Source organism: Sphingobacterium siyangense (assembly GCF_023277505.1).
Classification (GTDB): Bacteria; Bacteroidota; Bacteroidia; order Sphingobacteriales; family Sphingobacteriaceae; genus Sphingobacterium; species Sphingobacterium siyangense.
The window spans coordinates 3,867,904-3,881,698 of record NZ_CP080574.1; the positions used below are offsets into that span (position 1 = coordinate 3,867,904).

The 13,795-nt window shown below is 36.8% G+C and carries 15 protein-coding genes; 6 read left to right on the plus strand and 9 right to left on the minus strand.

The genetic code is table 11. From position 1 onward, the window contains the following. Positions 1–281 precede the first annotated feature (281 nt). From K2F45_RS16235 to K2F45_RS16250, 4 genes are all read right to left on the minus strand, one after another. Complete coding sequence (locus K2F45_RS16235; protein ID WP_248931882.1) at positions 282–2,945, minus strand: carboxypeptidase-like regulatory domain-containing protein; 2,664 nt, start codon at positions 2,943–2,945, stop codon at positions 282–284. Between the two features lie 6 nt (positions 2,946–2,951). Beyond that, entirely contained in the window at positions 2,952–3,707 is a 756-nt protein-coding gene (locus K2F45_RS16240; protein ID WP_075993086.1) for a GLPGLI family protein, read from the minus strand. 75 nt (positions 3,708–3,782) lie between these two features. Next, positions 3,783–4,070 carry a hypothetical protein gene (locus tag K2F45_RS16245; protein ID WP_248931883.1) on the minus strand — a complete coding sequence of 96 codons (288 nt, stop codon included), beginning with the start codon at positions 4,068–4,070 and terminating at the stop codon, positions 3,783–3,785. A gap of 202 nt (positions 4,071–4,272) precedes the next feature. Next, positions 4,273–4,422: a heavy metal-binding domain-containing protein gene (locus tag K2F45_RS16250; RefSeq protein WP_248931884.1), complete on the minus strand. Its 150-nt coding sequence runs from the start codon at positions 4,420–4,422 to the stop codon at positions 4,273–4,275. A 342-nt stretch (positions 4,423–4,764) separates the two neighbouring features. Here K2F45_RS16250 and K2F45_RS16255 point away from each other — a divergent pair, with 342 nt between their 5' ends. The 3 genes from K2F45_RS16255 to K2F45_RS16265 all read left to right on the plus strand — a co-directional run bounded on the left by K2F45_RS16255 (position 4,765) and on the right by K2F45_RS16265 (position 8,146). Beyond that, a complete protein-coding gene (locus K2F45_RS16255) occupies positions 4,765–5,577 on the plus strand; it encodes a helix-turn-helix domain-containing protein (RefSeq protein WP_248931885.1) in 813 nt (270 codons plus the stop codon). A gap of 293 nt (positions 5,578–5,870) precedes the next feature. After that, positions 5,871–7,337: an alpha/beta hydrolase-fold protein gene (locus K2F45_RS16260; protein WP_248931886.1), complete on the plus strand. Its 1,467-nt coding sequence runs from the start codon at positions 5,871–5,873 to the stop codon at positions 7,335–7,337. A 281-nt stretch (positions 7,338–7,618) separates the two neighbouring features. Beyond that, entirely contained in the window at positions 7,619–8,146 is a 528-nt protein-coding gene (locus K2F45_RS16265) for a hypothetical protein (protein WP_248931887.1), read from the plus strand. A gap of 89 nt (positions 8,147–8,235) precedes the next feature. Here the strand turns inward: K2F45_RS16265 and K2F45_RS16270 are convergent, their stop codons facing one another. The 3 genes from K2F45_RS16270 to K2F45_RS16275 are packed head-to-tail and all read right to left on the minus strand — an operon-like array spanning position 8,236 to position 9,529. Next, positions 8,236–8,559 (minus strand): hypothetical protein, encoded by a 324-nt coding sequence (locus K2F45_RS16270; RefSeq protein WP_088161914.1) that lies wholly within the window; start codon positions 8,557–8,559, stop codon positions 8,236–8,238. Positions 8,560–8,565: 6 nt separating this feature from the next. After that, a complete protein-coding gene (locus K2F45_RS27490) occupies positions 8,566–8,760 on the minus strand; it encodes a DUF1330 domain-containing protein (protein WP_420833002.1) in 195 nt (64 codons plus the stop codon). Then, positions 8,735–9,529, minus strand: coding sequence for an SDR family oxidoreductase (locus tag K2F45_RS16275; protein WP_248931888.1), 795 nt, complete (start codon positions 9,527–9,529; stop codon positions 8,735–8,737). Before K2F45_RS16275 ends, K2F45_RS27490 begins: the two co-directional genes overlap by 26 nt. Before the next feature lie 125 nt (positions 9,530–9,654). Here K2F45_RS16275 and K2F45_RS16280 point away from each other — a divergent pair, with 125 nt between their 5' ends. Beyond that, positions 9,655–10,002, plus strand: coding sequence for a winged helix-turn-helix transcriptional regulator (locus K2F45_RS16280; protein ID WP_075993094.1), 348 nt, complete (start codon positions 9,655–9,657; stop codon positions 10,000–10,002). A 152-nt stretch (positions 10,003–10,154) separates the two neighbouring features. On the opposite strand, the gene K2F45_RS16285 is transcribed toward K2F45_RS16280, so the two are convergent. After that, positions 10,155–11,087, minus strand: coding sequence for a DUF4267 domain-containing protein (locus K2F45_RS16285; RefSeq protein WP_248931889.1), 933 nt, complete (start codon positions 11,085–11,087; stop codon positions 10,155–10,157). Positions 11,088–11,156: 69 nt separating this feature from the next. Further along, positions 11,157–11,735, minus strand: coding sequence for a Crp/Fnr family transcriptional regulator (locus K2F45_RS16290; RefSeq protein WP_075993096.1), 579 nt, complete (start codon positions 11,733–11,735; stop codon positions 11,157–11,159). A 541-nt stretch (positions 11,736–12,276) separates the two neighbouring features. On the opposite strand from K2F45_RS16290, the gene K2F45_RS16295 reads away from it, so the two are divergent. Both K2F45_RS16295 and K2F45_RS16300 read left to right on the plus strand, forming a co-directional pair. After that, a complete protein-coding gene (locus K2F45_RS16295; RefSeq protein ID WP_115049191.1) occupies positions 12,277–12,873 on the plus strand; it encodes a Crp/Fnr family transcriptional regulator in 597 nt (198 codons plus the stop codon). Between the two features lie 173 nt (positions 12,874–13,046). After that, positions 13,047–13,643, plus strand: coding sequence for a hypothetical protein (locus tag K2F45_RS16300; protein ID WP_070565714.1), 597 nt, complete (start codon positions 13,047–13,049; stop codon positions 13,641–13,643). The last annotated feature ends 152 nt before the right edge of the window (positions 13,644–13,795 follow it).

Below are 13,795 nucleotides of genomic sequence, written 5' to 3' on the forward strand. Positions count from 1 at the left end.
TACTGTTATTAGTTACTATTATGGCATTATACTTTTCAATCGGGCAAGGTTAATACCCAAGACTAATATACATTCTTTATTCTGAATTAATAGGTCTACAGCTATTAACTTTCAAGGTTAATACAAACTGTAAGGCAAAGGTATTGATTTGAAAGTAGGATTGGTTACAGGAATCCGTAGGCTCTAGGCATTCAACCCTAATTTAGTATGCAAAGTTGAGGCGACATTGAACCAAATCATCCATGATGTGCATAGAATGGCTACGGGAAAACGTAAGAATATTATAGACTATACGATAAACCCAATAGGAAAATACGGGGCATCGTATAGATGATTTTTTCGGAACTGATGTACTCTGTCAGTACCGCAGTGCGGTAGCTCGTATTTTTTAACACATTTAGCCCTTGAATATAAAAACTGAATGGAGATTTTACTTTCTGGTAACGCAATTCAAAATTTCCATTTATAGTAGTTGGATCAGCACTGCTATCCCCCAGCCCTGTCTTCAAGAGACTCCAATCTGTCTTAAATACAATATTCTTCAGCTGATATTTCCCGGTAATGCTCCATTTATTAAGCGCGACCTTTTGACTATCGCCCAAACTCTTCTGCCAACTATCTGTTCTTGTCCAGGCCACTTTTACATCTGCCAACTTTGGTATAAACCATCTTAAGGAAAGATCTGTTGAAACTGTATTCTGACGTAGATAAATCTCGCTGTTATCGATACGCTGCGCTAACCTCATATGGATATAGGACAGGAATACACCAGGTTCAAACCTACCGTATCTTATACTATAGCCCCCGATATTGGTGAAATTGAGATCAGGTCGATCAAACAACTGCACCGTCTTCAACTGCTCGTAGGAAGAAGTCAAAAGGCTGTTCCCTTTGATCTTATCTTTCAAAGTCAATGCACTGTTAAAATGGATTACCCGAAAGTCCGTAAGTCTAAAATTGTTATAGGTAAAAGTAAGTTTATGGAATGTCTGTCCCTCCAGCAGGATATTTCCCCGGGACAAACTATTGTAACCTGTGATCCAATAAGACGGATTAAGGTCCATTGCTGTCGCAAAAGTATAACCCCTTCGGTAATTAAGGCGAAATCCATCCAACGCACTTTTCCCATATTTAAGATCCAGCTCCGGTTGTAGAAACCATTGCCCATGACGATCATCGTTTGTTGGAGTCTGATTGATTAAGTATAAATAGTACTGCTTTAAGGAAAATAGTATTTTTAACTTATCAAAGTCCAACCGATAGCTCCCACCCAAATAATTGCTGCTGTTTCGATAATACTGCTCGTGGTCAAATATGTGCGCACCCGTTGTATCCTGGGCTCCAACTGACTGTCCATTCTGCCGTAATAATTCATTTTGGGAGTTCGCTTCCAGATGAAGCTGCTGGTTCTGATTGATGACCCAATAGTATTTATAAGACCCATTGAAAAGATGCATCTTCCGCTCTACAGGTCTCACTATACTATAGTTCGCCATAGAATCAAAACGTATGAAGCCACGTAGGAAAAGGCTGTCCGAAGAAAGGGAGAAATTATCTTTCTCTGAGGTATACTGGTGCTGAAAAGCAAAAGAACTGTAACTTCGCAAAGAATGCTTCCAGCTCCCTTCGAGATATTGTTTTAAAACAATGGAATGTCCATCCTGGATTTGTATACTATTGTTGTCTACTCCAAATCTGTCAATGACATTGTTCATATGTACCTCCTGCCTGGGCATTGTCCAGAATGTACCCAGGTTGTAATCCAAGCTAAAATAGGGATTTGGCTTAAAATTGCTCGAAATATTGAAAGACGCCTGTCTATTGACCTGCGAAGAACGCATATTGGTTTGTTCTGTATACCGAAGATCGGGAAAAGAATAATGATTAGTGCCATCTAACATGGTACCCAACCTGTTTTCGGCATACACGCCATAGAGGTTTACGCTAAATTTCTTCTTTAGTCCCTTTTGAAAACCGTTGAATGCGGCGAACTTATTGATGTTCTTTATCACATTTCGATTGTCGCGATCATATCCAGCCAGGTTATTCTTATTAACTGAATTAGAAAAATATTGCAATTCGGCACCCTGAACCCGATCAATATCTTCTTTGGAGACCGGTGAAGTACCGATATTATTGATATCCCCAATAAAAGACATGGTTTTTTCCGGTGAGTAATAAAATAGGGCGGCGTGTTCCTTGTAGGATTTTTCGCTCCCCAATGACGATTCAAGATCCCCAAAGATGAAATTCTTCTTATTCTCTTTCAGTTTGATGTTCATGGCGAGCTGATCATTTACCTGCACACTTTTCAGCAGGTCGTTCTGGGAAAACCTACTGATCATTTCAACCCTGTCCACTGCTTTTGCGGGAATATTCTCGATAGCGAGCTTACTGCCGCCACCAAAAAAGCGTTCATTTTCCACCAAGGTTACATTGACCTGCTTCCCCTGAAAACGCACTTTTCCATCTTCAATGGAAAAGCCAGGCATCTTTTCAATAAGATCCTGTAATTTTCGGTCGGTACTGTCCCGGAAATAGTCAGCAGAAAAACGGATCGTATCTTTGGCAATTTCAACTGCACGGTATTGGTAGTCGATCTTTACTTCTTCAAGTCTCTTGACGGATTTTAATAATTTGAATTTTTGTTCTGCCGATCGAATATCCAAGGTATCAACAACTTTCTGATAGCCTAACCTGGAGATCGTAAGCTCAATTTTTCCTGTGTTCGAAAATTCGAGCTGAAAATGTCCCTGCTGATCAGTTTTCTGAAATACGGGAGCAATTCCGGAAGAAGGAATACGTTTGATCACGATACTTGCGTTCTCCAACGGTTTGTCGCTGTCATCCACAACAAGGCCTTTAAATAGCAAGTTTTGTTGCGCCAGTAAACTATTGGTCAGTAGACATAGGAGAATAAATAATAGTATATATCTAAACTTCACAAGCTATTAATAGGGAATATTCAAATCTTTGGCTTTTTCATATAATCTAGTACGCCACTCTTCTTTAGTAATAATTTCTTTATTTGGTAATGGTGCAATCTCAGGTTTACTTGCAAAATTCAATTCCTTCAATCCATAAAGAGTTCCACCTTCTTGAAATTCAAAGATCAGTCCTGGAAGATTCCGTGTGTATATAGGACCAAAGGATACCGGAATATCAGGGCAAAACCAAGCTATAACGAGCCTTTTCTTTATCTTAGTAACTCCTTCCTCGATATAGCTTGTTTCCCTATTTCCCGTTGCTTTATAACAGATGAATTCACCTATCTGCTTAGTTTCAGCGCTAATTTTCCAATCAAAATTATTATTTGTTTTTAGCATTAAACCCTTTTTATCAAGCGGGTTTTTCATATCCCGATCAAAATTATAGCAATACGCTGTATCCTGCCATGTAGAATCCCTATATCCTATTAAAGTCTCAGTACTCCTTACATCTGCCTTGGCCAACTTGTCAATTTCTTTACTTTTGACTCTGGTAAATAAGGACCTGCTTGCTGTAAATTCAAGTTTAAAAGTCATCATGGAAGCGATTTTCGGGACAAAAGAATGGGCGCTCAATATCCAAAGCTCCTCTGGCGTGTTAAGTGAACTATCGGCGCTTTTTATTACTGAATAATATGCATAGCCGGAAGTTCCCTGACCTTGGCTTTTTAAAATAAAAAATAATAAAAAAAAAGGAAGTAGAGTTCTGTGTAATCTCATTCTTAAAATTATTAATATGGCTGGATAAATCCAGCCATATTTATGAAATATAAATTTACCAAATTAATAATGACATTATGTCTGCGGCAATGAAGAGTGTGTACCATCTGCACACTTTTCCATTTCAATCTGCAAAATGTCATCCAATACATCTTGTGGATATGCCCCAACCATCTGACTCCCTCGAATTAGTACTTGTATAACGCAAATTACCCTCGGATCTTGAGCTTCAACCAGCGCATTTTCTTGTTTGGTAGGAGTTTCTTCAACCAACACATTTTCATGTTTGACAGGAGCTTCTTCAGCGATGGTTGATGCTTGAACTTGGCTCGCTCCAAAGATAACACCACCTAGTAGCATCATCTTTAAAATACTTTTTTTCGTAATTTATATTTAATATAATATCGAATATATTTATAAAAATTATGATTATAAGGCGGTTTTTTGAAATCTACACAAATGTGTAGCAAACAAAAATCGTACTAATTAATTAAATTCCCCATAACTGCAATTATTTAAATATTTATCACATAACACGCTTAAGAAATTATCGACTTATAGTAAATTACACGAATAAGCGACCGCCAAATAAATCGACATAACTCGCTCCTATATCGCTAAAGACAGTGGTGCCGATGACAACATTGGCCGCTATTGGATCATTATAGCGTGAAATCTCCCTCCCTTCGATGGAATTGGTCGTGGTTACTATCATGGCATTATACTTTTCAATCGGGCAAGGTTAATACCCAAGCCTAATATACATTATTTATGCTGAATTAATAGGCTTACAGATATCAACTTTCAAGATGATTACAAACATTTAAGGCTAAGGTATTGGGTTGAAAGTAAGGTTGGTTACGGGAAACCGTAGCTGATTTAGGACAGTTCGATAGTGAATTATATTAGACTAAAGTAGCCCTTTACTAACCGCTAATCTCCAACAAAGCTGTATAGGTTTTTTCCCAATCTCCATTATTATTTAGCCGATCAGATATATGTTAACTTTTTTCTTATTTTTGAAATTATTGCAGATTTGCGAGGTAGAAAGTTAAAAATGAAGGAATTATTTCAAACATTCAAACCAAAAAATCCTATAGTCAAAAAGTATGTTGATTATTACTATTTGGACATTAAACCAAATAATGTGATCAATGAATTCCTATGTTTCCCCCATTTTAATAATACAATTTCAATTTATAGATATCATGTGAGATTGGAAAATGGAGAAATAAAATTTGATGATAACGCAAAACCATTTCAGATTTTCACCCCTATTCGGGAAAAAGTACTTAATGTAAAACAATCTGGAACAGTTTACAGAATCGTCATTGTATTTCATCCTTTAGGTATTCAGCAATTTTATGAAAATTTAAATTTTGCAGATTATATAACAGATTACGAGTTTTTCGGTCCAAAAGAACTAAAAGAAATCTTTTCTACAACTCAAATAAAACGTATTTCAGATTTTTTAGACAACGCTTTATTACATCGTTTTAAAAAATTTGAGAGCCCAATTTTAGAACAAGCAGTTCAATATATTTTCAGTAATGACGAGAAAATATCTGTCACAGAACTTTCAACTTACATTGGAATCAGCAGACAACATTTAAACAGAGTCTTTCAAATTAATTTGGGAGTTTCCATCAAAAAATTTTACGAAATAGTTCTTTTTAGACAGTCCGTTAACAAGAAACTTTTTGAGAACCCTGAAAGTAGCTTCACTGAAATTGCTTACGAGTTTAATTTCAGCGATCAATCTCATCTCAATAAAATCTATAAAAACCTCGTTGATAATTCACCAAGAAACTTTTTTAGCAAAGGAACTATTTTAGGAAAAGAAGATACTTTTTGGCATCTGGATCCTTAACGAGTAATGTTCCATTTTTACAAGTTTCCGAAATAGTTTGTCTGTAGATTTGCCTCATTAAATTTTGATTTATGAGATATTGTATTGTTTTATTTTTAGTTCTGTTAAGTTTATTTGCCCAAGCACAGGAAAATTATTCAACTTTGATTCGAAAAGCGGTCGAAAACAAAAAAAATGCAAAAGATTCAATTGCGTATCTTCATGCATTAGGATTGTACGAAGACGCATTCGCAAGATTTCCGGATAGTATAGATCAATTTAGCCGCTATAACGCTTCAATCTTAGCTTATAAATTGAATAATAAAGATAAGGCATTTACCTATTTATCTCCGCTGGCAAAGAAGGAAACCGACTGGAAAACTTATCCCGCTTGGAATTACATAATTAGAGATTATGCTTCGGAAGAATATAAAGATCTAATAGGTGACCCAAGATGGCAAATTTTGAAAAGCGATGCTATTAAAAATAAAGATCGTTTTTACAGCCAATTAAAAGTAAAGGAAGATGAATTTTTCAGCATAGAGCAAACTAATTTAGATAAACTTCAGGATAAAAAATCTCTTTATGGGAAAATAAAAAACTTTAATCCCTACAAAGCGAAAAAGAATCAGGATTATTCTATTTCATTCAAAATAAACGATTCAACCAAAACTTCTTTTTTTATTCATTTACCAAAAAATTACAATCCTGAAAAGAGGTATCCCCTGCTTTTCTTTCTCCACGGAGCAGTAAGAAATAATGCATTGATTGATTATCAGTTTGCCGATTGGAATTTAGGTGGCTGGAATAGGTATTACACAAAATATGCAGAGCAAAATGATGTCATTTTAGTTTTTCCAAAAGGGAGCAGGCAATACAATTGGATGACATCAAATGAGGGCTTTTTTATGATTCCAGAAATTCTTCAAATTATCAAGAAAGCAGTCAACGTTGATGACAATAAAGTTTTCATTTCGGGACATTCTAACGGAGGAACGGGGTCGTTTTCATATCTGATGAAACAACCTACACAATTTGCAGGTTTTTACGGATTTAACACTTATCCAAAAATTTTCACTGGTGGTACTTTCGTTGAAAATATTAAAAACCGTTCATTTATCAATTTTTCAACAGATGAGGATTATTATTATCCACCAAACGCAAATGATGATTTAACAAAATTAATGAACGGAATAAATGCCGATTACAAAGATTATCGGTACAATGGATTTCCGCATTGGTTTCCACAATTTGACGAATCTGAACCAGCTTATCAGATTCTTTTTAACGACCTAATACCCCGAAAGAGAAACCCTTTTCCGAAAGAAATATCTTGGGAATTCGATGATGAAAAATACGGAAATATTGATTGGTTTTCTGACATAAAATTAGATACCTTAAGCCAAAAATCAAATTGGCACAAAGAGCTAAATTTTAAAATCAGCCAATGGTTGAAATATGACAAAGACGATAGCTTAATTGTTCAGGAAGTTGATAAAAAAGCTTTTGATTTTCCAAGAAGATCAGGAAAAATAAAAGCTGAATATCAAAACAACATTTTCAGAATTAAAACTTCTTCTATTAAATCATTTTCAATCAATATTTCGCCTGAAATGGTCAATCTGAAGAAGAAAGTAAAGGTTTACGTAAATGGCAAGTTGTATTTCAATAAAAAAGTAAAGTACAATCGTGAATATATGTTGCAGAACTTTGAAAACAACCAAGACCGAGAACAAATTTGGATAAATCGTATTAACCTTAATATATCCCAAAATATGTAAGTGTCCTTTTCATCAAAAGGTTGTTAAAAAGAATATCTACAGCTCTTAATTTCAAGATGATGACGCATTGTTAAGGCTACGGTATGGGTTCGAAAGAAGAGTTGGTTACGCGGAAGAACAGTCGATTCGTTCGGCAGTTTTAACAAAAGAAAAGGCCTCCTGAAATGCAGGTTTATATCAATGCCCAGCTTGGAGCGAATCTTGCGAGAGTAGCCAATATGGTAGGAACTAATCCTGGGACGGGAGTGAAAAACTGGGATCCTAATTGTAAATAAATTCAGATGCGAAAGGAACAAATAACGGAGCAGTTAAAAGAGTATTATCCGGAGGGTCTTACCCTCGACGATATCATGGCTTATTCCTCTTCAGAACCTTACAGTAACCGGAAACGATGTATTGAATCAGCCTGGTCAGACCGCGGGCAATGGGAACAATTAAAAGAATCCCTTACCGACCTGTCTGCTGAAATCTGGGACTACTCCTTCTTAGGGGGAAGCCCTTCGTATCACTTTTCCTTCCGCCTTGAGCAGAATGAAGACATTTTATACTCTTTATTTGTCAGTGTTATCTTACCCTATTTTGCGATCAGGATAATGAGCCTTTCCAATCGGGAAAAATCATTTACCTCTGTAAGCGATACTGATTTTCAGGTATTTGAAAAGCTGAAAAAGAAAGTACAAAATGTTTTCCCCGCGCATCTGATAATTAAAGATGATAGGTTGCTACAAACTAAGGTTGATATCTTCGAGGCAGATGGGGAAAATCCTCCGTCAATACAGCACCTTTTATTCTCGACGATAGAAACATAGTTACAGCAGCACTATTCCGCAGTCTTTCTCCAGATCAACCCACTCTTCGATAAATACCACCGATACCCTTTGGTCCATAAAATTTCTCCTTATCCTGTAATTTTTAGAAATTGGATTTGATTACCAACAATATTGAGCCGGTAACTCAATACAATAGGGCTTCCAGGAAAATTACCTGAGACTTCCGCTTTCAAAATACTTTGATCCTCATTCTTCTCAAAGCTGATAGGCTTCATAATTGACTTATAGTTTTTATTTGCATCTGAAATCCATTTTTCGATCTCTTTTCGTCCATTGTGCATTTTGCCCTCATCATAAACTACTGCTGTTTCGGCGAAACACTTGGCATATGCAACGCTATTGTAGCTCGCTTGTGCTGCCACTAAATCTATTAACACTTTTGGTAATTCCATGATTTCTTATTTTATCTGATCACCTTCGAGAACTTCAAAGTCTCCATAAGGAGAAAGAACTTCAATTGGGTAACCCTTCATAGTCTCCCTGATCAGGCTCCAATATTTCTCTAGCTCTTTTTGATCAATAGTTGTGATTCTTGTAAATATTATGTATGCTGGCATATGACTAAATTCAAACGGTTGGTATTGTCCCGCCATCGATTACAAATTCGGTTCCGGTGAGATATCCTGCTCGTGGTGATACTAAAAAACCGACCAACTCCGCAACCTCTTCGGGTTTTGCCGGCCTGCCAAAAGGTATTCCTCCCAGGCTATTCATGACCTGTTGGATTGCTTCCTCAACACTAATACCGTTTCGCTCCGAAATTTCCTGCATCATTCCCGTTGCACCATCTGTCTGAATCCAGCCCGGCGAAACAGTTAAAACTCGTACTCCTTTCGGAGATACTTCATTTGATAGATTTTTACTGTAATTTAACAAGCCTGCCTTTGCTGCCGCATAAGGTAATGTTGAATCATGTAGTGGTAACCTAGCTTGTATGGAAGCGATATGAATAATGACACCATTTCCCCTTTCTAACATATGAGGCAAAAAGCCTCGGTCTAAACGGACCGGCGCAAGCAGATTAGTATGAATAGCCTTTTCCCAATCTTCATCGCTCAATACTGAAAAACCTCCGCCTTCTGCATCTGAACCGCCCAGATTATTGACGAGTATATCCAACCTTCCAAATTTTTGAAGAACTTCTGAAACTATTTTTTTGGTTCCGGCAGATTGGCTTAGATCAGCAGAAATAAAATGTAACTTGTCGTTGGCTTGTTTAGGGGTATTTCTTGCCGCAATAATAACCGTTGCGCCTGCATTTAACAAGCGCTCAGCTATTGCCTTTCCCGCGCCTTTTGTACCACCTGTCACCAAAGCAAATTTACCCGATAACTCCTTGTTGAAATCAACTATATGTTTCATTATTGAAATATTTTTATACAAATTTCCGACCTATAAACAGTTTACACAAGTACGGAAAAACGAATTGCATAGGGATAAATTTATCCCATATTGTATATTTTCGAACATTGACTTAATTTTGGAATATGTACGAAAAGAAAATACCTTTAAGTCTCAACTGTGGTTTAGACCTGATTGGTGAAGTTCTCTATGGTAAATGGAAAATAAGATTATTGTGGTTTATCAATGAAGGGTACAAACGCCCAAGCGAACTCCAGCGCAAAATACCGGATGCTTCACGAAGAGTTCTAAATGTTCAGCTAAAAGAACTTGAAGAGCACGAATTGGTTGCAAAAGTTATTTACCCTGTTGTACCACCTAAAGTGGAATACAGTCTTACAGAATTTGGGAAGACTTTAATCCCTGTAATTTCTGCACTAGGAAATTGGGGTGATGAGCATCAGGAGCGTCTAAGGAAAGTAATTTTGAAATAAAACATCCAATTTCCCTGAGGGAAATTCAAAAAAATGACGTGCTAAATATCAAAAAAAGTCGATTCTTCATTTAGAATCGACTTATATACATACGCTAACTATGATATATGACGTAAAATTTGCGACCTCGATAACGCTGGTGGCCAGCTTCATCATTTCAGATCACCATAGCCTTGTAGACCAGTTGTCTTACAATAGGCTTCCTCAAGAATTTTCAATCGTCCGCTTTTTATTGCAATTTTCGCAACAATACTCAGAAGAGGTTCTACAATTTTCATTACTCCTGTCATCTTGGAGTTATTCAGGTAAATGAACAGAGCCAGGTCTGAAAAATTCTTTGGAATTCCGTTCCCGTCCGTAAGACCATCCTTTGCCAGCCCCAATAGAATCAGTGCGGCCTTCTCAAATTCAATATTTCCTGGATCGATGGTTGTCCGTAACCGGCACACACCTTTAGATCTATTATTAAAAAGATGTGTTTCATTAGCCGATATGAAGATCTTATCCCCCGACTTGAGTTGGTAACGTTTACCGCTTCTACCCACTTCCAATTCACCTTCAAGGACTTCAAACCTTTCAGAAAATAGTGTATGATAATGCCATGGCGTTTTTGCTCCGGGGAGTAGATCACATTCACTTATAGTAGAACCACCATTGGCCGCAGAATGAATAAGATCAAAAGATACTTGATTATAAGGATTGTCGGTTCTCTTTTTTTGCATTAAAAGCACCGGCCCCACTATAATGCAGATCAATACAGCTATCATATGAGCTATGCCATGCTGCCAGTCGCTGCCATTTTTGCCCATTACAATCATGAAATCGCCTAAGGGCACGACGGTCGCTGCTAGCAACGCTATGGCCAGTGCTTTCCTTTCATTTGCCAATACTAAAAGCACCAGAAGAATACCAGAAAATAGATCGCGAATTCCTTTGATGTAGTGAAAGGAATAATCAGCATGTGTATTAGTAGAGATACCGTAATCGAATTCAGCGTTAAGCGGTGAAAACAAAAATCTTAGACCTATAAATAGTAAACCTATTCCGGTCAAAAATGAAATGATGTAACATATTCTTGTTGCCATAATATATAATTTTATTGACAACAAAGTTATCTGGACCGATTTCACTATTCATGCACCTAAGTTAATAACTCAGTCCCTCCTCGTATTTCGGCTCCGGATACGGCTTAACGATTGTGGTTTCACCCCGACGTACGAAGCAATATAATATTGAGGAATTCTTTGTACTAGCTCAGGGTATTCTTTTATAAATTTCTCATAACGAATTTCGGGAGAATCAGTATAAAAAGAATTAAGCCCTTGAAGGGTCTGAACAAAAACCTGCTCTATCACTAACCTGCCGAAACGTTCGCCATTCTTGATCTCAGAATAAAACACTTGAAGATCATTATAAGAAATTACCAATAGTGTACAATCTTCAAGAGCTTGAATAATCTGCCTAGATGGCTTTTGGGGAATAAAACTTTCGTTATTGCAGACAAAATCCATTTCTTTACCAAATCCATATGTTTTCTCCTCCCCATCATTGTTGATATAATACTGCATAACACCGCTGATAATAAAACCAACATAACGGCAAACGTCCCCTTCACGCAAAAAATATTCACCCTTCCTGTATTTCTTTTCCCTAAAAAGTTTTGAAATCAGGTCCCTATCTGCTTGATTAATGTCTATTGCATCTGTGACCGTTTTTAATAATATATTTATCATAATAGCGACGTATTGGTTCTTTAAAGATCGTAAAAATTTTTATGCCAGGATCAGAAAGTCAAAGGGTGATCGGGATAGCTGGTGTCCTATAACTTAAAGGAAAGCTTGCCGAAGAAAATGCTGCAAAGGATGAGAGTTGATGGTAAAAATTGACAAAAAAAACAATAAGCCCCTACAAAGGAGCCACTTATGAAGTAGCCAAAATAGTTCCTTTATTTCGACACTTATAACTTATTCTCAGATTTGGACTTATCTGGAAATTTTATTCGTTGAGGTCGGCCAGGGATCTCGATACGGAATCGGTAGAGATTATTCTCACCGCAGCTACTGGGATAACGCTTCGGTTTCAAAAACGAAACAGAACAATAAATACAGACGACTATTATTGCCGCTACAAATTCAGGCACAATAATACCAAGATAAAATCTATCATATATATCTAGTGGTCATTGATATCGAAATATCCAAAGAAGAAGAAAAATCAATTTTAGCTATTTAAAATATACGTTATATTTATTCGAATATAGCCCCGCTAAAGCAAATGACAGAAACAGAAAAATATCTTGCTGACTTTAAAACAGCTGTTACAAGCGTATATCCCATTTCGGATAAGGCATTTGATTTATTGGCTGAAACGGCCTACGTTCAGCAGTTTAAGAAAAATGAAGTTTTACTTAGGGAAGGGCGTGTCGCCAATGACATTTTCTTTGTCTGTAAAGGAGCCTTAAACTCTTATTTTATTGATGAAAAAGGAGCTATCTGGAATAAATGGATTTATTTGGAGAGGGATTTTGCGAGCACAAGATTTTCGGCAATCATAAAAACGCCCAACGATTTTAAACTGCAAGCTATTGAAAACACTACTGTGGTATGTATGCCTTATCATCAAACAAGAGCAGCTATCAATCAAAATGATGAACTAAAAAACCTTTACATTGCCTATTTGGAGAAAAAATGGATCGTCATTAATGAAGAAAGAGAAATTTCTTTACTGACCGAAAGTGCAACCACAAGATATCTCAAATTGCTGGCGGCACATCCGGGAATTGACAGCAGAATTCCACTACAATATATTGCTTCGCACCTGAGCATTACCCCAACACAGTTGAGCCGAATACGTAAAGGGCTAACCAAATAAAAAAATCATTACGCTCAACCTATGTAGAGTGCGTTTTCGAAATCACACTTTATTTTTGCTTATTATCAAACAATAATAAAGGATACTATTAAACTCTTTGAAATAGAACGCATCGTACTATTAATTGAAGTTTGGAATAGGAGACCGTAATAATTAACAATTGAAATTAAATTATGCAAACAATTTCCAAAACACTAAAAATATTTCTAACCGCACTTATTCTTTCCAATATCGTACTGATGGCTTGTGTGGTCTACTTTTTTCTGAACAACAAGCACAGTTTAAGCGCGGAAAGAATAGATATCAAGGACAGATCTGGAAATAATCGTGTCGTTATTGCAAACACAGATAACATTCCGCAACCTATTATCAAAGGGAAAACATATAAAAGGGCTTACGCTCCCGCGGGCCTGATTTTCTATGATAAAAATGGAGACGAAAGAGGCGGTTTGGCAATTACCGATAATGAAGAGACTAACCTGAATGCACTTGCATTTGATTATCAGAATGCCGATGCCATTGGTATCCTGGCACAGGATAATAAACACGACAATTATTTCAGGGCTGGTCTATTGATTAATGATAAAGATCTATCCGGTAAGCCGGGGCATAATATTAACCGGATAAACCTACTAACAGAGAATGGGAACGCTTCTTTGGTGATGAAAGATAACAATGAGATACCGAGAATTATTTTAAAGGTGGACAGTCTGGGTAACCCTTCTATCGAAATGTTGGACGATAAGGGAAAAGTGAAATGGAAACAATAAGCTATAATCGAGAACTGTGCTGTCATTGATAAAATCACTATCTCCGCTTAAGCGATCGAAGCATAAACCGAAAAACGAAAAAGCAACCTATATCAGTAATCTCATTCGACAGCAGTTTGATATTGTATCGCATGGAACCCTAACAGATTTAT